The 20255-nt window shown below is 64.9% G+C and carries 22 protein-coding genes and 1 tRNA gene; 17 read left to right on the forward strand and 6 right to left on the reverse strand.

What is annotated here, in order from left to right; genetic code table 11:
- Window positions 1–336 precede the first annotated feature (336 nt).
- Window positions 337–2679 carry a PAS domain S-box protein gene (locus tag HY852_RS02645; protein WP_291602379.1) on the forward strand — a complete coding sequence of 781 codons (2343 nt, stop codon included), beginning with the start codon at window positions 337–339 and terminating at the stop codon, window positions 2677–2679.
- Between the two features lie 400 nt (window positions 2680–3079).
- On the opposite strand, the gene HY852_RS02650 is transcribed toward HY852_RS02645, so the two are convergent.
- Window positions 3080–3156, reverse strand: a tRNA-Pro gene (locus tag HY852_RS02650).
- Window positions 3157–3223: 67 nt separating this feature from the next.
- On the opposite strand from HY852_RS02650, the gene HY852_RS02655 reads away from it, so the two are divergent.
- The 6 genes from HY852_RS02655 to HY852_RS02680 all read left to right on the forward strand — a co-directional run bounded on the left by HY852_RS02655 (window position 3224) and on the right by HY852_RS02680 (window position 9207).
- Window positions 3224–4216, forward strand: coding sequence for an L-threonylcarbamoyladenylate synthase (locus HY852_RS02655; protein ID WP_291602380.1), 993 nt, complete (start codon window positions 3224–3226; stop codon window positions 4214–4216).
- 16 nt (window positions 4217–4232) lie between these two features.
- Window positions 4233–5660, forward strand: a complete 1428-nt coding sequence (locus HY852_RS02660; protein WP_291602410.1) for an FAD-binding oxidoreductase — start codon at window positions 4233–4235, stop codon at window positions 5658–5660.
- An 8-nt stretch (window positions 5661–5668) separates the two neighbouring features.
- On the forward strand, window positions 5669–6118 hold the full coding sequence (locus HY852_RS02665) for a GNAT family acetyltransferase (RefSeq protein ID WP_291602381.1): 450 nt from the start codon (window positions 5669–5671) through the stop codon (window positions 6116–6118).
- A gap of 184 nt (window positions 6119–6302) precedes the next feature.
- Window positions 6303–6884, forward strand: coding sequence for an NUDIX domain-containing protein (locus HY852_RS02670; protein ID WP_291602382.1), 582 nt, complete (start codon window positions 6303–6305; stop codon window positions 6882–6884).
- Between the two features lie 161 nt (window positions 6885–7045).
- Window positions 7046–7975 (forward strand): glycine reductase, encoded by a 930-nt coding sequence (locus HY852_RS02675; RefSeq protein ID WP_291602383.1) that lies wholly within the window; start codon window positions 7046–7048, stop codon window positions 7973–7975.
- A gap of 38 nt (window positions 7976–8013) precedes the next feature.
- A complete protein-coding gene (locus tag HY852_RS02680; RefSeq protein WP_291602384.1) occupies window positions 8014–9207 on the forward strand; it encodes a CoA transferase in 1194 nt (397 codons plus the stop codon).
- Between the two features lie 220 nt (window positions 9208–9427).
- Here the strand turns inward: HY852_RS02680 and HY852_RS02685 are convergent, their stop codons facing one another.
- On the reverse strand, window positions 9428–10180 hold the full coding sequence (locus tag HY852_RS02685; protein WP_291602385.1) for an SOS response-associated peptidase: 753 nt from the start codon (window positions 10178–10180) through the stop codon (window positions 9428–9430).
- A gap of 64 nt (window positions 10181–10244) precedes the next feature.
- Between HY852_RS02685 and HY852_RS02690 the strand changes: the two genes are divergently transcribed.
- From HY852_RS02690 to HY852_RS02710, 5 genes are all read left to right on the forward strand, one after another.
- Entirely contained in the window at window positions 10245–10754 is a 510-nt protein-coding gene (locus HY852_RS02690; protein ID WP_291602386.1) for a hypothetical protein, read from the forward strand.
- Between the two features lie 3 nt (window positions 10755–10757).
- Window positions 10758–11189, forward strand: coding sequence for an NUDIX hydrolase (locus HY852_RS02695; protein WP_291602387.1), 432 nt, complete (start codon window positions 10758–10760; stop codon window positions 11187–11189).
- A 49-nt stretch (window positions 11190–11238) separates the two neighbouring features.
- Window positions 11239–11616 (forward strand): TIGR02301 family protein, encoded by a 378-nt coding sequence (locus tag HY852_RS02700; RefSeq protein WP_291602388.1) that lies wholly within the window; start codon window positions 11239–11241, stop codon window positions 11614–11616.
- A 291-nt stretch (window positions 11617–11907) separates the two neighbouring features.
- Window positions 11908–12174: a hypothetical protein gene (locus tag HY852_RS02705; protein ID WP_291602389.1), complete on the forward strand. Its 267-nt coding sequence runs from the start codon at window positions 11908–11910 to the stop codon at window positions 12172–12174.
- 172 nt (window positions 12175–12346) lie between these two features.
- A complete protein-coding gene (locus HY852_RS02710) occupies window positions 12347–12787 on the forward strand; it encodes a Csp1 family four helix bundle copper storage protein (RefSeq protein ID WP_291602390.1) in 441 nt (146 codons plus the stop codon).
- A 60-nt stretch (window positions 12788–12847) separates the two neighbouring features.
- Here the strand turns inward: HY852_RS02710 and HY852_RS02715 are convergent, their stop codons facing one another.
- The 3 genes from HY852_RS02715 to HY852_RS02725 form a co-directional block, all read right to left on the reverse strand.
- Window positions 12848–13159, reverse strand: a complete 312-nt coding sequence (locus tag HY852_RS02715; RefSeq protein WP_291602391.1) for a cupredoxin domain-containing protein — start codon at window positions 13157–13159, stop codon at window positions 12848–12850.
- 90 nt (window positions 13160–13249) lie between these two features.
- Window positions 13250–13954 carry an RNA polymerase sigma factor gene (locus HY852_RS02720; RefSeq protein WP_291602393.1) on the reverse strand — a complete coding sequence of 235 codons (705 nt, stop codon included), beginning with the start codon at window positions 13952–13954 and terminating at the stop codon, window positions 13250–13252.
- A gap of 148 nt (window positions 13955–14102) precedes the next feature.
- Window positions 14103–14279 (reverse strand): hypothetical protein, encoded by a 177-nt coding sequence (locus HY852_RS02725; RefSeq protein ID WP_291602394.1) that lies wholly within the window; start codon window positions 14277–14279, stop codon window positions 14103–14105.
- A gap of 203 nt (window positions 14280–14482) precedes the next feature.
- Between HY852_RS02725 and HY852_RS02730 the strand changes: the two genes are divergently transcribed.
- Both HY852_RS02730 and HY852_RS02735 read left to right on the forward strand, forming a co-directional pair.
- Window positions 14483–14818 (forward strand): hypothetical protein, encoded by a 336-nt coding sequence (locus tag HY852_RS02730; RefSeq protein WP_291602395.1) that lies wholly within the window; start codon window positions 14483–14485, stop codon window positions 14816–14818.
- 224 nt (window positions 14819–15042) lie between these two features.
- Entirely contained in the window at window positions 15043–15402 is a 360-nt protein-coding gene (locus tag HY852_RS02735; RefSeq protein WP_291602396.1) for a hypothetical protein, read from the forward strand.
- A gap of 1422 nt (window positions 15403–16824) precedes the next feature.
- On the opposite strand, the gene HY852_RS02740 is transcribed toward HY852_RS02735, so the two are convergent.
- The gene (locus HY852_RS02740; RefSeq protein WP_291602397.1) at window positions 16825–18159 is read right to left on the reverse strand and encodes a dihydroorotase; all 1335 of its coding nucleotides are present in this window, start codon (window positions 18157–18159) and stop codon (window positions 16825–16827) included.
- An 87-nt stretch (window positions 18160–18246) separates the two neighbouring features.
- On the opposite strand from HY852_RS02740, the gene HY852_RS02745 reads away from it, so the two are divergent.
- The 3 genes from HY852_RS02745 to HY852_RS02755 all read left to right on the forward strand — a co-directional run.
- Window positions 18247–19128, forward strand: a complete 882-nt coding sequence (locus tag HY852_RS02745) for a folate-binding protein (protein WP_291602398.1) — start codon at window positions 18247–18249, stop codon at window positions 19126–19128.
- A complete protein-coding gene (locus tag HY852_RS02750; RefSeq protein WP_291602399.1) occupies window positions 19125–19751 on the forward strand; it encodes a DNA-3-methyladenine glycosylase I in 627 nt (208 codons plus the stop codon). The genes HY852_RS02745 and HY852_RS02750 overlap by 4 nt, the downstream gene beginning before the upstream one ends.
- The coding region (locus HY852_RS02755; RefSeq protein WP_291602400.1) for an HD family hydrolase at window positions 19748–20255 on the forward strand (508 nt) is incomplete at its 3' end. The genes HY852_RS02750 and HY852_RS02755, both read left to right, overlap by 4 nt.

Below are 20255 nucleotides of genomic sequence, written 5' to 3' on the forward strand. Positions count from 1 at the left end.
TGACCCCAAAGGACCTTCGTAGAAGACATGGTGCCTGAGCAGCTCATGCCTCAGCGGGAAATCAAGGAGACTTATCTTGAGGCGTACCTGGCGCGGCCGTAGCGCACAAATCGGACGCGTAGCTGGTTCCGGGCAACGACCGAGTGGCGGCTTGATGCTGAGCTCCGGCCACTGGAACCAGCAGCCTCCGCCGTCATACGATGGGCATCCGCCCCCTTTAGCCTCGCGGCTTGTGGCAGCGCGTTTGGTGGCAATTTTTTTACTCTGCCATTGTGGCTTCCGCGAGCACTCCCTAATCTGCCGGAAATGGGGTGCCCGATACTGAAGCTACCCGGCATGATCGGTGATCGGATGGATACGTGGCGCAAGCTGCGGGATCTGCGTGCTGTCGATTTCGGCACCGCGCTCGTGGTCGCCATCGCTTACCTCCTCGCCGCGCGCTTGGGTCTTGTCATCAAAGCGCCGGAGGGCGTGGCGCAGGTGTGGCCGGCCGCGGGTGTCGCCGTCGGCGCCATGCTTATCCTCAGACCGGCGGTCCGTCCGCTGATCGCGGTGGCTGTCATTGCCGCGACCGTGCCAGCCGCCCTGCTCGCCGGGCTCGAGATCGGCGTCGGCCTGATCTACGCAATCGCCAACGCCGGAGAGGCGCTGCTGGTCGTGGCGCTGATCGATCGCTGGCTGCCACGGCCGCTCACCCTCACGGATTTGAGGAGCGTGCTCGGTCTGTTCGGCGCCGTCGCGGTCGCCACATGCCTCTGGCAACCCTTGATCGCATGGGCGCTACAGGCCTCCGGCGATATGGCGTTTCCGTTCCTCATGCTCTGGCACCGGCTGGTATGGTCGAATGTAGTCGGGATCCTGATGCTGGCACCGGTGCTGGTCACGCTCGCTGCGGCCCTGCGTTCGCCGCCGCCGCGGCAGGAGCTGATCGAGGGCACGCTGGTTCTCAGCCTGCACGCGCTCGTATCGGTGCACGCGTTCGGCCTCCTTGGCGTCGACCTCGGGCGCTGGATCATGGTCGCACCGCTGTCGAACGAGCTGCCGCTGCTGCTGTGGCTCGCCGTGCGCAGCGGGCCGCTGTTCGCGGCCATCGGATCGACGGTGCTGGGCCTCGCCATCCTCGGCTCGTTCGCCCTGGGGCGCGGCCGCTTTGCCGACCCCGACTTCACGCTGGCTGAGCGCGTGCTCGCCACGCAATTCGGCATCCTCGTCACCACCTTCGTCGCCCTCGCCATTGCCGCGCTCATCGCCGAGCGCAAGCGAGCCGAGGCTGCGGCGCGCAGAGGCGAGATCCGCAGCCTCGAAGACCTCGACCGCGCCCAGGCCGTCGCTCACACAGGGAGCTGGCGGCTCGACGTCAACCGCAACGAGCTCTCTTGGTCTGCCGAAAGCCATCGCATCTTCGGGCTGCCCGAGGGCACGCTCATGACCTACGAAACGTTCCTTGGCACCGTGCATCCGGATGACCGCGCCCTTGTCGACCGCAATTGGCAAGCAGCGATTAATGGTGTGCCCTACGATATCGAGCACCGGATCGTGGTGGGCGGCGAGGTTAAATGGGTGCGCGAACGAGCCACCCTGGAGTTCGATGCGTCCGGCAAGCTGCTCGGTGCAATCGGCACTTGCCAGGATATCACCGACAAGAAGGCGGCCGAGCAGGCGCTGCGCGACAGTGAGGAGCGCCTGCGCACCATCGTCGACACCGCTGTCGATCCCATCATCATCATCAACGACGCGGGATGCATCGAGTCGGTCAATCCCGCCACCGCGCGCATCTTCGGCTACACGCCGGCCGAGATCGTGGGGAATAACGTCTCGATGCTGATGGACGAGCCGTACCGGTCGGAGCACAACGGCTACATTCGCAGTTTCCTCAAGACCGGTGAGGCCCGGATCATCGGCATCGGCCGCGAGGTCAATGGGCGGCGCAAGGACGGCACCAGCTTCCCGGCCGACCTCGCGGTGGTCGAGTGGCGTCTCGACGGCAAGCGCCACTTCACCGGCATCATGCGCGACATCAGCGAGCGCAGGCGCCGCGAGGAGCAGGTGAATCTGCTGCTGAAAGAAGTCAACCACCGTGCCAAGAACATGTTGGCCGTGGTGCAGGCGATTGCTCGGCTGACGAAGGGCGCCGACCGCGATCAGTTTGTCAAGCGCTTCTCCGAGCGCATCCAGGCGCTCGCTGCCAACCAGGACCTGCTCGTCGAGAGCCAGTGGCTCGGCGTCGAGCTGGCCGATCTCGTGCGCTCGCAGCTAGCCCACTTGGGCGACCTGATCGGCGGCCGCATCACCTTGGAGGGGCCGGCACTGCGCATCACCGCGCGGGCGACGCAACCCCTTGGGATGGCGCTGCACGAATTGGCGACGAACGCCGGGAAATACGGCGCCCTGTCCAACAGCGACGGCGAGGTGAGGATCGCCTGGGCGATCGACCGGGATGGCACCGGCAAAGACAGCTTCCGCCTGAGCTGGACCGAGCGCGGCGGCCCCGAGGTGTGTCCGCCCACCCGGAGCGGCTTCGGCATCGCGGTGATCCGGGATATACCGCGGATGCAACTTGCCGCCACGGTCACGCTCGACTATGCGCGCGGCGGTCTCACTTGGCGTTTCGCGTGCGCAGCAGAAAAGTTGCTCGAGCACGCCGGTGGTGCGGTTGAGACGAAGGAGCCGGCGGCGTGAGCGGGATGAACGAGGGCTAGGGCGCACGCATTCTGATCCTTGCTCGCTTTCGAACTCCACCGTCAACGCCTTTGCACCCCTCGCACCAAAACTTAATGGATAGGCCATCCCGCCTGCTGCTCGGATTGCCGCTCCCACACGAGGGAACCGCTTCGATTTTTGCCGAATTGCCCTCTACCACCGAGCGAATGACAAACTCGGCATCCTCGCTACGGTGATAGAAGGTTGCCGCCTTGATGATGAAGAGATTCGCCGCCACAACGCGGACACACCAAAACCGTCTCGCCGCGTTCGGCTGTAGGGATGCGCTTCGATGTTCAAGGCCATCCGGCCTTGCCCCCATTTCGTTGCGCATTACGTTGCGCGCGAAAAACATCGAAAGTATAAGTGCTTGAAAATATGGTCGGAGTGGCAGGATTCGAACCTGCGACCCCTGCGTCCCGAACGCAGTGCTCTACCGGGCTGAGCCACACTCCGAAGAAGGCCGGCTTATAGCGGTCGCGGCGGCGCACCGCAAGCAGCCGAATTGAGGAATTTAGTCCCAGTGGATACCGGCCTGACAACCGAGATGCTGCCAGCCGGCGAGGCGGCAACCGCCGCCGCCGCAAGATGCCTTGCGGCCGGCGGCCTCGTCGCCTTCCCGACGGAGACCGTCTATGGCCTCGGCGCCGACGCCACTAATCCGACGGCGATTGCCCGCCTCTACCGGGCCAAGGGCCGCCCCGCCTTCAACCCGCTGATCGCCCATGTCGCCGACCTTGCCGGCGCCCGGCAGATCGGCCGCCTCAACGCCCGCGCCAGCGCGCTGGCGGAAGCCTTCTGGCCCGGGCCCCTCACCCTGGTGGTGCCGAAAGGAAAGGATTGCCCGGTCGCCGAACTCGCCACCGCCGGCCTCGATACGATCGCGATCCGCATACCCGCTCATCCGGTGGCGCAGGCCATCCTGCGCGCCTTCGGCCGCCCGGTGGTGGCGCCTTCGGCCAACATTTCCGGCCATGTCTCGCCGACCCGGGCCGCCCATGTGCAAAGCGACCTTGCCGGCAAGATCGACCTGATCGTCGACGGCGGGCCGGTCGCCGTGGGCGTCGAATCCACCATCGTCGGCTGCTTCGACACGCCGCTTCTGCTGCGGCCCGGCGGCCTGCCGCGCGAGAGCATCGAAGCCGTGCTCGGTGCCGCGCTTGCCCGCCCGGCGGCCGAGCTTGATGCCGACAGCGCCCAGCCGCTGGCCCCGGGCATGCTCGCCTCCCATTACGCCCCGCGCGCCGTGGTGAGGCTCCGTGCAGCCAACCTCGAGCCGGGGGAAGCGCTGCTGGCGTTCGGTCCTGCGCCCCTGCCCGGCGCGGAGCGCGCCGTCGCTACGCTGAATTTGTCCGAAAGCGGCGATCTCGATGAAGCCGCGGCCAATCTGTTCGGTTATCTTCGCGCCCTCGATGCGAAGGCACCGCGCGCCATCGCCGTCATGCCCATTCCCGACCAGGGGTTGGGTGAAGCGATCAACGATCGGCTGCGCCGGGCGGCCGTTGCGCGGGAATGAATCAGTGAAAAAGGAAATGAACGTCGCCCAGTCCACCATTCCGCCGCTCCCGCCCGAGCTGGTGGCGAAATTCCGCCAGATCGTCGGCGACAAGTACGCCATGACTGACGCTGCCGACATCGAGCCTTACGTCACCGAGGAGCGCAACCTGTTTCACGGCCGCTCGCCCCTGGTGCTGCGCCCCGCTTCGACCGCAGAAGTCGCCGCCATCTGCAAGCTCGCCAGCGAGCACAAGATCGCACTGGTGCCCCAGGGCGGCAACACCGGCCTTGTCGGCGGCCAGACGCCGCACAACGGCGAGGTCGTGGTCTCGATGCGGCGGATGGACAGGACCCGCGAGATCGACACCGCCTCCAACACCATGACCTGCGAGGCCGGCGTGGTGCTCCAGGTCGCCCAGCAGCGCGCCGCCGAGGTCGACCGCCTGTTTCCGCTCTCGTTAGGTGCGGAAGGCAGCTGCACCATCGGCGGCAATCTCTCGACCAACGCCGGCGGCACCGCCGCGCTGGCCTACGGCATTGCGCGCGACATGGCGCTGGGCTTAGAGGTGGTGCTGGCGGACGGGCGCGTCCTCAACGCGCTGTCGAAGCTGAAGAAGGACAATACCGGCTACGATCTGCGCAATCTCTTCATCGGCGCCGAAGGCACGCTCGGCATCATTACCGCCGCGACGGTGAAACTGTTTCCCAAGCCGCACGCGGTGGAGACCGCTTTCGTCGGCCTGAAGTCGCCGGCACAGGCATTGAAGCTGCTGACCATCTCGCAGAACGAAGCCGCGGGCACCCTGACCAGTTTCGAGCTGCTGGCGCACATCGCCGTCGATTTCTCGATCCGCCACGGCATCGGCGTGCGCGATCCGCTGCCGAACAAGCATCCCTGGTACGTCCTGATGGAGCTGTCCTCGCCGCGCAACGATGCCCGCGACACGCTGGAAGCGATCCTCGCCAGCGCCATGGAGCAGGACATCGTCGACGACGCGGTGATCGCGGCCAATCTGACCCAGCGCTCGGCGTTCTGGAAACTGCGCGACGAGATGTCGGCGGCGCAGAAGCCGGAAGGCGGCTCGATCAAGCACGACATTTCGGTGCCGGTCGCCGCGGTGCCGGAGTTCATCGAACAGGCCGATGCCGCCGTGGTGAAGCTGATCCCGGGCGCGCGCCCCGTTCCGTTCGGCCATCTCGGCGACGGTAATATCCACTACAATCTCAGCCAGCCGATCGGCGCCGACGCGGCCGATTTCCTGGCCCGCTGGCACGATGTCAACGACGTCGTGTTCGAGATCGTGCTGCGCCTGGGCGGCTCGATCTCCGCCGAGCACGGCATCGGCGTGCTCAAGCGCGACGAACTGCCGGAGGTAAAGGACAAGGTCGCGATCGAGCTGATGCGCTCCATCAAGGCGATGCTCGATCCGCTCGGCATCATGAATCCGGGCAAGGTGCTGTGAACGAAGCTGTGACACCTCCCTCCCCGGCGCTCGTGATCGCGCCGATCGAGGACACCGACATCGGCAGCGTCATCACGTTGTGGGAGCGTTGCGGCCTGACGCGGCCGTGGAACGATCCGGCATCCGATATCGCGCTGGCTCGGCGCGGCGAAAATTCGACGATCCTGGTCGGCCGCGACAATGGAGTGATCGTCGCCACCGTGCTGGTCGGCCATGAGGGCCATCGCGGCTGGGTCTATTACCTCGCCGTCGATCCCGACTGCCGCAAGCAGGGCCATGGCCGCACCATGATGACCGCGGCCGAGGACTGGCTGCGCAAGGCCGGGATCGAAAAGCTGATGCTGATGGTTCGCGCGGAGAACGAAGCGGTCAAGGCCTTCTACGAATCCATCGGCTACGGCCAGCAGCCGCGGCTGATCTTCGCCCGCTGGCTCGATGGCCGCGAATTGACACCGTAGCGCATGACAATCGAAGTGCTGCGACACTGGACCTGTCACCTCTCCCTTTCGCATCGAAAGATGCGATGCGGGTGAGGGTTACACTCGATCGAGGGACCTGAGCCCCTCACCCGCGCCTTCGGCGCGACCTCTCCCCGATGGGGAGAGGTGAAGAGAAGCACCAAACGACGACCAAGAGGCCGGGATGTCCGTTTCCGATCGCGTCCGCATCAAAGACGTCCGCCTGCTGTCCGACAACTACTACATCCTGAAGGTCACGACGTTCGACTGGCGTCGCAATGACGGGCAATGGCAGACGCAGCGCCGGGAGACCTATGACCGCGGCAATGGCGCGGCGCTGTTGCCCTACAACATCAAGAACCGCACCGTCGTTCTTGTCCGCCAATTCCGCTATCCGGCCTACGCGAACGGCCATGACGAGCTGATGATCGAGGCCGCCGCCGGCATGCTCGACGACGCCTCGCCCGAAGCGCGCATCCGGGCCGAGGTCGAGGAGGAGACCGGCTATCGCCTGCGCGAGGTGCGCAAGGTGTTCGAGGCCTTCATGAGCCCCGGGGCGGTGACCGAGAAGCTGCATTTCTTCGTCGCCGAATACGAGCCGGAGATGCGCATCGGTGCCGGCGGTGGCGTTGCGTCCGAAGGCGAGGAGATCGATGTTCTCGAGCTTCCGATCGACGAGGCGCTCGCCATGATCAGCGACGGCCGCATCGTCGACGCCAAGACCATCATGCTGCTGCAATACGCGGCGCTGAACATTTTCGGATAGGCCGGTCCTTTCGCAGCTGCGTCGGTCCCGACCGGCGGCCCCGGCCGCGACAACCATTCGCAAACCGCGGGTCAGCTCCGCCGTTGAGCGGGAGGCCGACTGCCTCTACTCTGCATGCCCAACGAATAAGCTGAAGCTGGAAACGTAAGGAGAGCCCCATCATGCCCGGCCCGCGCGACGACGAATTCGGCTTTGCACCGGACTATGACGCCCCGGTCCCCTACATGCAGCGGACGCGGGACTACTACGCGGCGATCGGCTACACCACGCCGTACCGCTGGGCGCACTATGTCGATGCGCCGTTCCAGCCCTTGAAAAAGCCCCTGGCGCAGTCGCGCGTGACCATTGTCACCACGGCCGCCCCTTACGATGCGGCCAAGGGCGATCAGGGCCCCGGTGCGGCCTACAATGGCAGCGCCAAGTTCTACACGGTCTATGACGGCGACACGGCAAAGCCGCACGATTTGCGCATCTCCCACATCGGCTACGACCGCAAGCACACCACTGCGACCGACAGCGGCACCTGGTTTCCCCTGCCCCAGCTGTTGAAAGCGGCGACCAAGGGCCGCATCGGCGAGGTCGCACCGCGCTTCTTCGGCGCGCCCACCAATCGCAGCCACCGCGTCACCCTTGACGTGGACGCTCCCGAAATCCTCGCCCGCTGCTTCGCTGATAAGGTTGACGTCGCCGTGCTGGTGCCGAACTGTCCGGTGTGCCACCAGACCACCGCCATGGTCGCCCGCCACCTCGAGGCCAACGGCATTCCCACCGTGGTAATGGGCTGCGCGAAGGATATCGTCGAGCACGCGGCGGTGCCGCGGTTTCTGTTCAGCGATTTTCCCCTCGGCAACTCGGCCGGAAAGCCGCATGACGAGGAGGCGCAGGCGCTGACGCTCGAACTGGCGCTACAGCTGCTCGAAAGCGCCGTCGGCGCCCGCACCACCATGCAGTCGCCGTTGCGCTGGAGCGATGATGCTTCCTGGAAGCTGGACTACAACAACGTCGCGCAGATGAGCGCGGAGGAGCTGGCGCGCCGGCGCGCCGAGTTCGACAAGCAGAAGGAGATCGCACGCGCCAACCGGGCCGCCTGACGCCAGGGACAGCGGAAATCGTCATCAGGAGAACGCATGTGAGCCGACCGTTCGAAGGCGTGAAGATCCTGGACTTCACCCAGGTACTGGCCGGGCCGTATGCGAGCTACCAGCTCGCCTTGCTCGGCGCCGATGTCATCAAGATCGAACGGCGCGAAGGCGAGGACATGCGCCGGACACCTCTCAGCCGCGAATGGGCCGACCGCGGGCTCGCACCGGGATGGCAGGCCGTCAACGGCAACAAGCGCAGCCTGACGCTCGATCTTGCCAGGCCCGAGGCGATAGCCATCATCCAGCAGCTCGCAACGCAAGCCGACGTGGTCATGGAAAACTTTCGTCCCGGCGTCATGGACAAGCTCGGCATCGGATATGCCGCGCTGTCGGCCATCAATCCGCGGCTGGTCTATTGCGCCATCTCCGGCTTCGGCCAGACCGGCCCGGACAGCCTCCGCGCCGGCTATGATGGCAAGATCCAGGCGATGTCGGGCATCATGGCGATCACCGGTCACGAGGAGACCGGGCCGACGCGCGCCGGCTTTGCGGTCTGCGACGTGCTGTCCGGCGCCACGGCCGCGTTCGGCGTGTCGAGCGCGCTGTACCAGCGCGACCGCACCGGCAAGGGCCAGATGGTCGACGTCTCCATGCTGGAAGCGACGCTGGCCTTTCTCAGCGGGCAGATCGCGGACTGGTCCGTCGCCGGCCACCGTCAGCAATTGTCCGGGAACCAGGCCGTAAGCCGCCGGGTGACCGCCAACCTGTTCAAGGCCGGCGAAGGCTATCTGCTGCTCGCCGTGAACAACGACAAGCAGTACGAGGCGCTCATGCGCACGATCGGCCGCGAGGACACGCTCAAGGACCCTCGCTTTGCCGACTGGTTTGCGCGGCAGGAGAACGAGCCGGCGCTGCGCGCCATCATCGAGGAAGCGCTTGCGAAGAAGGATGCCCGCGAATGGGAGGACATCCTCGAAGCGGCGGGTGCGCCCTGCGCCAGCATCTGGAAGATCGAGGAGATCATCGACCATCCCCAGGTGGTGGCGCGCGGCGCCATTCAGGAGATCGATACGCCCTACGGCCGCCTGCGCTTTGCCGCCAGCGGTTTTCAGCTGGCACATGGCGGCGGCCGGCTCGATCGCATGGCCCCCGAACTCGGCGCCGACACCGATGCAATCCTGGATTCGCTCGGTTATGACGCCGAGGCGATTGCGAACTTGCGCGCGCGCGAGATCGTGTGACTCAAAACAACAACCAAATCGTCGTCCCGGACAAGCGAAGCTCAGCGAGCGCGATCCGGGACCCATAACCCCAGGACCTGGTTTGGTGAACGCTCGCTGACCCGCATCTCGCGCAACAACTACACCCTGTGTTATGGGTCCCCGCCCCCCGTGCGCAATTGCGCACCAGGCGGGGACGACAGCGGAAGGAGGGCAGCAAGGAGTAAGGCAATAACGGACACTAGAACAACGAGCCCTGCCCGTCGTCGCGCGGCGCCGGTGCCGCCTTGCGGGCAACCTTCTTCGGCGCTTCCGCCGCGGCCGCTTCCGCCGAGATCGGCAGCAGAAGCTGCGCATCGTCGTTCGCCACGCGATTGACGCGGGTCGAGACCGCGTACCAGGCGAACTCGCAGACCTTCGGCGGCACCATCAGCGGGATGGCACCTTCGACATCGTCATTGCGGCAGTCCAGCCAGCGCTCGAAATCATCTGGCGCGATCGTCACCGGCACGCGGTCGTGCAGCACGGCGAGATCGGCGCTTGCCGCCGCGGTGACGATCGCGACCGTGTCGAGCTCTTCGCCGTTCGGCCCGATCCAGGTCTCGGCCACCGCCGCCAGCCCGATCGGCTCCCCGTCCGCGCGATGGATGAAATACGGCTGCTTTCGTCCGTCCACGGCCTGCCATTCGTAATAGCCGTCGGCGGGAACGAGGCAGCGCCGCCGCCTGATCGCGTTCTTGAAGGCCGGCTTCTCCAATACCGTTTCCGACCGCGCGTTGATCAGAAGCGTGAAGTTACGCGGATCCTTGACCCAGGCCGGCAAGAGCCCCCAGCGCATCAGCCGGAAGTGGCGCGCGCCGTTCTCGATGATGACGACGGGAATGGGCTGGGTCGGCGCGACGTTGTACCTCGGGGGAAAATTGGGCTGTTCGACATAGCCGAAGAGCTGCCGCAGGGCCGCCGGAGCTGAGGTAATTACGAACCGTCCGCACATTCTTTGGGCCCGGATAGTTGTTCTTTCAGTGCCTGTTAACCGCCGAGACGAACACTGGAATTTGATGACAGCAACCGCTCCTTTGCAAGCCGATCCCCCGCCGTCGCAACTGGCCGGCCTCGCCCCCGAGGCCCGCGCGGCGCGCCTGCGTGCGGCCAACATCAATCCCCGCACGGGGCTTGCCACCGATTACCTCAACCACTTCAATGAAGCCATCATGCTTCTGGAAATGGTTCCCGATATGCCGGAGGTGGTCGAGGATTTCCTGGTCTGGCACCCGCTGTCCTACCCAGAGCATTTCCACGCCACCAACTTCAAGGCGCGCGATCTCGTCTGTGAGGCCTATGAGGCGGCCGACCCGGACATCCGCGCGCAGTTCGACCATCTGACCGACACGATGACCTCGATCCTGACCGCGGTCGGCACGGCCATGCGCGACGCCCAGCAGGACAAGACCCGCGCCAAGCTCGCCGTACAGGCATCGCAATGGGTCAAGCCGCTGATTTCGGCCGCCGGCGGCGTCATCAACGGCGGCACCGAGGCCGACGTCGAAACCATCATGGCGAGCAGTTGAGCTGTGGCCTCGCCGGTTCAGCCAACCCATCCCCAGCTTGCGGTCAGCGCCGCGATCTTCCGCGGCGACAAGGTCCTTCTGGTGCGGCGCGCGCGCTCACCGGCCAAGGGTTTCTACTCGCTGCCGGGCGGCCGGGTCGAATTCGGGGAATCGCTGCACACGGCGCTGATGCGCGAGGTCGACGAAGAGACCGGGCTCGAGATCGATATCGTCGGGCTGGCCGGCTGGCGCGAGGTGCTGCCTGCCGCGGGTGGCAGCGGTCATTATCTGATCATGTCGTTCGCGGCACGCTGGCTCGCCCGGGAACCCGTTCTCAACGACGAGCTCGACGATTTCCGCTGGCTCGTTCCGGAGGCGATCGGCGAGCTCAAGCTCACCGGCGGCCTGCAGGAGGTCATCGAGAAAGCCAGGAGCCTGGTCCGGGCTGGCGCCTGAGCGCCCGCCTGCCTTGCTTCCACCGCGGCGAGGAGGCATATCACGGCCGATGTCGACGCGATTTTGGGCCGCTTTCATCCTCGTTCTTGCCTGTGCCGCCGCGCCCGCCCGGGCCCAGCAAGGGGCTGCGCCGTTCGACGGCGACCTGCAGCGGCTGGCCGAGATCCTCGGCGGTCTCCATTACCTTCGCGGGATCTGCGGCGCGAATGAGGGCGGCAAGTGGCGCAACGAGATGCAGGCGCTGATCGACGCCGAAACGCCTTCCGGCGAGCGGCGCGCGCGCATGGTCGCCGGCTTCAACCGCGGCTATAACGGATTCCAGCAGACCTATCGAACCTGCACGCCGGCCGCCACGGTCGCGATCCGCCGCTACATCGAGGAAGGCTCGAAGATCTCGCGCGACCTCACCGCCCGTTACGCCAACTGATTGTGTGCGTCTTGATCGGTCTTCCTTCTTCATTCTGACGAGCGCGCCAGTGCATTTCGAAGCATGAGATTTGCAGTCGCATGTTCGCTGGCGATGCATGATCGAGTCTGGCACTCGCGTACCTCTTTGCTGTGCATCAGCAAGCGTTTAGGCACGCGACAGAGCAACCGGCGCTCGTTTTTCCACTGCTGTTAACCGTTCCTAAAGAAGTGGCCTAGGCGCGTCTGTGCTGCGTGCTACAGGTGATCCGCCAGCGCTTCGCCGTAGGAGCGCGCAGCCCCGTCGAGTTTCATGAGTCATCCCCTCTCCTTTGCCTCCGCCCGCGCGCCGCTGCCCGACAACGAGCAGAAACAGGCTGCGCTCAGCTATCTCAACGAAGCCTGGGCCGAGGCGCGCCATGATGGCGTCGATGGCGACTGCCTGGCGCAGGCCAGCCTGTTCGCGGCGCTGGCCGAGCTGGTCGGCACCTATGGCGAGGATGCGGTCGCAAAGTTCATCGAAGGCTTTCCCGCGCGCGTCCGCAATGGCGAGTTCTCGCTCGGACTGGCAAGGCAGTAAGCGCGTCGGTCGACGCTCCTGAACGATTGACCTCGATCAATGATCAGGCAGAACGGCTCCGCCGATAAATGAGCGCATCCGGATTGGGCCCTGCCCATCCTTTCGCCGAATCGTGTAAGGGCCGGCGGCCGATGGCTGCAACAGTGGTCCGCAAGCTTCCAGGGAGACAGAGATGAATCGCAGGCAGATCATCACCGCCGGCGCGATGCTGACGGCCATGTCCGCTTCCGCGCTGGCGCAAACGACCGACCATAGCCATGATCACGCGGGCCACGGCAGCGCGGCGCCAACCGCCCTGCTCGACACCGCCGCCACTTGCGTGAAAGTCGGCCAGGTTTGCCTCGACCACTGCCTCGTGGCCTTTGCCGCCAATGACACTTCGCTCGCCGCCTGCGCGCGGTCCAGCGACCAGATGACCAGCATCTGCGCTACGCTCGCCAAGCTTGCCAGCAGCTCCTCGCCCTATCTTCCGGCCATGGCCAAGGTCGCCCTGGCTGCCTGCCAGGATTGCGAGAAGGAGTGCAAGAAGCACGCGGACAAGCACGCCAGCTGCAAGGCCTGCGCCGAGGCTTGCGCAGCCTGCGCGGCCGAGTGCAAGAAAATCGCCGCGTAGGTTAGGTTCGGCCCGGCGCACTCATGCCCTGGCCTCCCCTGCCTTGGACTCATCGGCCTTTCACGGCTCGATCTTGATCGTCGCTCTCATGTTGGGATGGTGGCGGCAGTAATAGGCGACGGTCCCGGCCTTCTTCAGCACCACCCTTCCAGTCTTCTTCGGCGGCATGTTCACGTCGAAATCGCCGCCTCGCGCGGTGGCGGTATGGGCGAACGCGTCCTTGTTGACCCATTCGACAGTGTCGCCGACTTTCGCCGTCGTCTCGGCCGGCAAGAAGTTGCGGTTCTCCGTCGAAATGCGAACGGTTCCCGCCAACGCCGAGCTGGATAGAAGGAAAATCGCGGCGATCGCCGCGCTCAATCGAACCATCATGGCTTGACACTCCTTCGGCGCGGCATTGCGCCGCGCATTCGGTTGCACAGGAGTTAGATGGAGAGTGACGCCGGAGGTTCCCGGCAACTCTCAGGCGCCCATGCCCAGCCGCTTCAGCACTGCCTCAGTCAGGCGCTCGCAACGGTGTCCCGCGAATGGAAAGGCTTCCAGCACCACCGGGCCGATCTTCCTCTCGACGTGGTCGCGCAGCAGGCTCCTCGCGCGGTGCAGCCGCGTTTTCACGGTTTCCGGTTTCAGTTCGAGGAGCGCGGCGGTCTCCTCGACGTTCATGCCCTCCATGACCCGCGCGATGAAGACCAGGCGAAACGGCTCGGGCAGTTCATCGATGGCATGCTCGACGACGCGCTGGATCTCACGTTGGGCCATGGACTTCTCGGGATCGCCTGAGACGGAAGAGAGAGGAAACTGGATGATCTGGGCTTCGAGCACATCCTGCGGCAGCTCGCCCAATTCGACGCTGAGGCGTCGGCGGCGCAAACGGCCGAGCGCCTCGTTGATTGCAATCCGCGACAGCCAGGTGGACAGGCTTGAATCGCCGCGAAAGCTGTCGAGGTGCGTAAAGGCACGAACATAGGTTTCCTGGACGACGTCCTCGGCATCACTGTCGTTGCGAAGGACGCCCCTCGCCAGGCGGTAGAGCCTGCGATTGTTCCCCTGCATGATGGCGCGCACGGCCGCTTCCTCGCGGGCCTTGGCGCGCCGGACCAGTTCCGCGTCCGTCGTCGCGAGGGTGTCAGACGGTGATGGCGTGGCGTAATGCCTGTTGCTGCTCACTGGCCCTCTCCAATTCTTGTCCGAACATTGGATGCAAGGAAGCCAGAAAGGTTCCCGAGATTGCTTCCGGGAATGGCCTGAGAGGTGGGTTCCTGCCGTCGCCGCGCCAGGGAAGCGATCCCGGAGCTTTATGAAACCCGATAAAGCGTCAGCTGTCGTTGCGTCCCGACGGCTTCATCGTCTTTCGATTCACAAAGTGGAGCCGGACACAGGCCGGGCACTGCACCGGCGCAAAGCTGTCGCTGCTTCCGTCCTCCTGGTGCTCGACCGGGTGCTGCACGTTGATCCCGGTGTTCGGGCAACGGAAAACAATGTTGGCAAGCATAGCTGCTTTCGTCGGGTGCGGGCGCCTTGCTCCATCCCGACGCCTCCTTCGTGGGGCAGCACATGGGTTCGCTCTGAACTCGGCCAATTCAGTATCAGTACGTAAGGAACAGGAGCGGTCGCTCGGCCGGCTTGCGTCCACGCCGGAGTAGTCAACGGTGGACAGGGGTGATATGATACCCGGTCTGTGGTGGGGAAGCCCAGATGCAGCATTACATCGCCCACGCCAATATCGACCATTACCTGGATCTGCTGCGCGAACGCAGTTTGCCCGCCGAAGGGCGCGCCACGGTGTTCAAGATGCTGATCGCGGAGGAAGACAAGCTCGGCCACGACCTGGAGCAACTCGAATTCGCCGAAAGCCGCGCCAAGAAGGGGCGTTTTAGTCTGGACAGGATCAGACGCATACACGACGACGCCCAAGATCCTCTCGACCGGCTGCGCTCGGAGCGGCTGCTCGCCGCAGCCGAGGAAGCACAGCTGCTGCTGGAGCACTTCTGTCGACTAGTTCGCCGGAGCGTCAATTCGAACGGTCTCTGAACACGTGATCTGCGCTGCGCGCAGTTCGTTTGGAAGCTCGCAAAATCAAGACCGGAAGCAGCAAAACAATCGCAACGCCATGAACAGCGTTCGGCGCGACTAGCCGGCGGAAGACGCTCCGGAGGCTTCCACAACCAAGCACCCTTGCTTCCCGGCATCTATTGTGCGTTAGCTTTTGCCGGGGGTGCTGGATCGTGTCCTGCGTTCGCAAATTCGCGAGCCTTTTGGCGACCATCGGCGTGCTGCTGCACGCCGGGTTGATTGTACGCCATCATTCGATCATGGCCGCTGCCGACTACGACCGCTTTGTCATGGCGGATGTTTTCGGCGCCCTCTGCCTTTCAAACCAGGACACGGACGGCGCAGCCTCCACACAATCGACGCAAGCTCCCGCCAAACAGCAACCCAGGTGCCCAATTTGCCTCGGATTTGCGAGCTCCGCCGGTGTTGTTCCTGAGCTGGTCTCGCATCGCTTCGATCACGATGCGATCACTTCGGCGCGTCATGCCATCATCGACGAACGCGCCGCAATGGCCCACGTTGTTCTGTGGCCGCCAGGGCGCGGTCCTCCATCGCTTCTCTGACTGATCTTTCACTCGTAAGTTGCGACCGAAAGCAGCGCGCCGACTGGCTGAGGCGCGAGCTTCGGCTGCGGCTAGTCGAAACCATTGAGAGTTAGAGCCCTACGATGCTGACAGCAATCCATGACGGCGGTCTCGCGCGGCTGTGGCGGTCGTTTGTTGCGTGGACGATGACCGCCAGCTTCGCATCGAACGGCGGGAGTTCTGATGCATGACGAGCACGGATATTCCGACAAGCCGGCGCGAGACGTTGCACCGTCGAATCGAATGGTGTGTTGAATTGGCGGCGGCACTTCCCCCGTGCGAAACCAAGACTGCACTGGAAGAGCTGGCGCGGGAATGCGTCCGTGATCTGCTCGAGGAGCAACACGGAGCCGCCCTTATCGAGCGCGTCAAGCGGCAATGCCCCGGCCGGAAAGAACTGCCGTGGCCGGGCACAAACCGGGAGGCAAGGCTGCGGTGACGTTGCCCGACAGGCAAATCGCCGCAAAACCTGTCAAGCCCGGCCGACGAAAATATTTCTCTTTTCCCGAATTCGGAATTGACGTATATGCGACCTGTCTCACCCGGCACGAGGGGCGGTCGTACGTCGTCACGAAACGCGCGGTGGGATGCGGTGGACGCGACTGCGTCGGGCGCGAAGTGGCGTTGCAGGGCGGACCTCAAGTCCGTGAGCAAGGCTTTCGCGTGGACGAACGGCGCTGAAAGCATCTTCGCTCAAGGCTTCGAGGGTGAGCACACGCCAGCCGTCGACAGCCTGGCGAAGATGTGCGCGGACGGCCAAATCGTGTGGTCCTGGCGCCCGAAGCTGGCGTCAAGCGGCGCGGAGGCGTTTCGCCCCAACCGGGTGCGAGGCGCGAAAAGAATTCGCGCGGCGACGGTGGCAATAGAGCTCGTCTCACCGGGGAGATCACGACATAAGCCGTTAAAACCATTCGCGCAGGGAAGGCCGGGTTGCTTCCGGCTGCCCTGTGGTCCCCCCGTGTGCGTTCCGCGCACGGACCGCGGGTGCCAGCCGGCACCCGGCCTTCCCTGCGCCCTCTGTCATTCAGAGGAGCGAGACGGAAGCAAGACTCGGGCAAACCATGCCGCGAGAACGCGAAGGCACGTCTGCAGTTTGGAATTCGGTGTTGTTTGTATGCCTTGTCATTGCGAGCGAAGCGAAGCAATCCAGACTGCATCCCCGGTGAAGCCTGCATTGCTTCGGAGCTTACGCTCCTCGCAATGACGTTCTTGAAGCACACGCGCGCCACACTTTCACTCGTCATGCCCGGGCAAAAGCGCGAAGCGCATCTTCGCGCCAGACGGACCGGGCAATCACGTCCTCCCTCAATCGCGGCAGCACGTGCAATGGCCGGGACAAGCTCGGCCATTGACGGCGTTATGTATGGAAGTGCGGTCACACCTGCGCTGTATTCGCGACCTCTACGGTTTGAGCGTCTCCACGAACCGCACCGGCTCGCCGGTCGAGGGCGTGAGCAGTTCGCCCTGCCACATCACCCGCTTGCCGCGCACGAACGTGCCGACCGGCCAGCCGGTGACACGCATCCCATGGTAAGGGGTCCAGCCGGCGCGCGAGGCGATCCATTCGTTGGCGATGGTCTCGCTGCGCTTGAGATCGACGATCGTCAGATCGGCGTCATAGCCCGCCGCGATGCGGCCCTTGCAGCCTACGTTGAAGATGCGCGCGGGACCCGCACTTGTGAGGTCGACGAAGCGGGCGAGCGACAGGCGCCCTGCGTTGACGTGATCGAGCATGACGGGCACCAGCGTCTGCACCCCGGTCATGCCCGAGGGCGACGCCGGATAGGTCTTCGCCTTCTCCTCCAGCGTATGCGGCGCGTGGTCGGAGCCGAGCACGTCGACGATGCCCTGTTCGACGCCGCGCCAGATGCCCTCGCGATGATCGGCCGAGCGCACCGGCGGATTCATCTGCGCGAGGGTGCCGAGCCGCTCGTAGCATTCGGGCGCGGCAAGCGTCAGGTGGTGCGGCGTCGCCTCGCAGGTCGCGACGTCCTTGTGGTCGCGCAGGAACTCGATCTCTTCCCTGGTCGAGACATGGAGCACGTGGATGCGCTTGCCCGTCTCATGTGCGAGCTTGACCAGGCGTTGCGTCGCCATCAGCGCGGCGGTTTCATCCCGCCACACGGGGTGCGAGCGCGCATCGCCCTCGACGCGAAGCCCCTTGCGGTCGTTGAGCCGGTATTCGTCCTCGGCATGGAAGGCGGCACGGCGCCGGATCACCTCGAAAATCCGCCGCAGGCTCTCGTCGTCCTCGACCAGGAGAGAGCCGGTGGAGGAGCCGATGAAAACCTTCACGCCCGCGCAACCCGGCGCGCGCTCGAGCTGCGGCAGGTCCTTGACGTTCTCGCGCGTGCCGCCGATGAAGAAGGCGAAATCGCAGTGCATGCGATGATGGCCGAGCTTCACCTTGTTCGTGAACTCCGCTTCCGTGACGGTGAGCGGCGCGGTGTTCGGCATCTCGAACACCGCCGTCACGCCGCCCATGACAGCGCTGCGCGAGCCGGTCTCGAGGTCTTCCTTGTGCGTGAGCCCGGGCTCCCGGAAATGCACCTGTGTATCCATGACACCGGGCAGGATGTGCAGCCCCTTGCAGTCGATGACATCGGCGGCGGAAGCCGCCCCCAGCGCACCGAGCTCGGCGATTCGCCCATTGGCGATCCCGATGTCGCGAATTCCCTCGCCGTCCTGGTTGACCACCGTTCCGGATTTCAGGATCACGTCAAAGCGCTGGCTCATCGTGCTGTCTCTCTAAAGCCGCTAGGTCTTGTCGTTTACGCTCCGCGGGCTTACGTTCCACCCGTCGATGTCGCAAGAGATTTTCGCATGAAAGCAGCGTTTCTTCCTGACCGGGGCGTGGTCAAGGTCAGCGGCGAGGATGCGCGCAATTTCCTCAACGGTCTTGTCACCACCGACGTCACGAGATTGCGCCCCGGGCTCGGCCGGTTCGGTGCATTGTTGACCCCGCAGGGCAAGATCGTGGTGGATTTCCTCATCACCGAGGCGCCGACGGGCCATGGCGGCGGCTTTTTGATCGATTGCCCGCGCGCCCTGGCGCAACCGCTCGCCGCGAAACTCGGCTTCTACAAACTGCGCGCCAAGGTCGCAGTCGAGAACCTGTCCGACGGCCTCGGCGTGCTCGCGGCGTGGGACGGCGAGCCGGTGACGCAGCCGGATCTGGCCTTTACCGACCCGCGCGACGGGGCGCTGGGCTTGCGGATCCTGGTGCCGGAGGAGCTCAAGCAGAAGGTTGCCGACCTCATCGGCGCGGACCTCGTCGAGAGCGGCGCCTACGAGGCACACCGCATCGCTCACGGCGTGCCGCGCGGCGGCCTGGACTTCATGTACGGCGATGCGTTCCCGCACGAGACCAACATGGATCGCCTGAACGGCGTCGACTTCGACAAGGGCTGCTACGTCGGACAGGAAGTGGTGTCGCGGATGCAGCACCGCGGCACCGCGCGTACCCGCACCGTCAAGGTGCTTCTCGACGGCCCCTCTCCCGAGCCGGGCGCCGCCATCGTTGCGGGCGACAAGCCCGTCGGCACGGTCGGGTCGAGTTCGGGCGGCAACGGCATCGCGCTGGTGCGCGTCGACCGCGTTACTGATGCGCTCGATGCCGGCCTTCAGCTCACGGCCGGCGGTCTTCCGCTCAGGCTTGCCGATCCCGAGGCGGTACGCGCCAGCGCAAAGCAGAGCTTCTTATGAGCCGCACCGCGCGCCTGCATGCCGATGGCCTGATGCGCTGTCCGTGGCCCGGCGAGGATCCGCTTTACCTCGCCTATCACGACAACGAATGGGGCGTGCCCGAACCTGATGACCGCGCGTTATATGAGAAGCTGATCCTCGACGGCTTCCAGGCCGGGCTGTCGTGGATCACCATCCTTCGCAAGCGCGACAATTTCCGCAACGCCTTCGACGATTTCGAACCCGAGAAGATCGCGCGCTACAACGCCCGGAAGATTCACGCGCTGATGAACGATGCCGGCATCGTTCGCAACCGCGCCAAGATCGAGGGCGCGGTCGCAAGCGCGAAAGCCTATCTGAAGATCATGGAGCAAGGTCCTGGATTTTCTAGGCTTCTCTGGGATTTCGTCGACGGCAAGCCGAAGGTGAACAGCTTCAAGACCATCGCAAGCGTGCCGGCTTCGACGCCGCTGTCGGTCAAGATCTCCAAGGAGCTTTCGCAGCGCGGCTTCAAGTTCGTCGGCCCAACCATCGTCTATGCCTTCATGCAGGCAACCGGCATGGTCAACGACCATCTCGTCACCTGCTTCTGCCACGAGACCTGCGGCAACCAGCACCGCAGCCCGCGCCTGAAAGTCAAATGAGCACGAGAAAAGCGACCGCCGAGCTTCCCGTCCGCGCCTGGCAACGCATGTTGTCGGGCCGTCGCCTCGACCTGCTCGATCCTTCTCCCCTCGATATCGAGATCGCCGACATCGCCCATGGACTTGCCCGGGTGGCGCGCTGGAATGGACAGACCAGCGGTTCGCACATCTTCTCGGTCGCGCAGCACACCCTGCTCGTGGAAATCGTCATGCGCGAGCAGTCGCCGCGCGTGGACCGGCGGGTGCGGCTCGCTGCGCTGCTGCATGATGCGCCGGAATACGTCATCGGCGACATGATCTCGCCGTTCAAGGCGGTGCTCGGCGGGGACTACAAGGCGGTCGAGAAGCGGCTGCTGGCGGCGATCCACCTGCGCTTCGGTCTCCCGCCGGTGCTGCGGGACGAGATCACCGAGCAGGTCAAGGCCGCCGATCGCGGGGCGGCCTATCTGGAGGCGACGGAACTTGCCGGCTTCGGCGCGGTCGAGGCCAGGCGGTTGTTCGGCC

Origin of the sequence: Bradyrhizobium sp., assembly GCF_016213215.1 — a bacterium.
GTDB lineage: Bacteria > Pseudomonadota > Alphaproteobacteria > Rhizobiales > Xanthobacteraceae > Bradyrhizobium.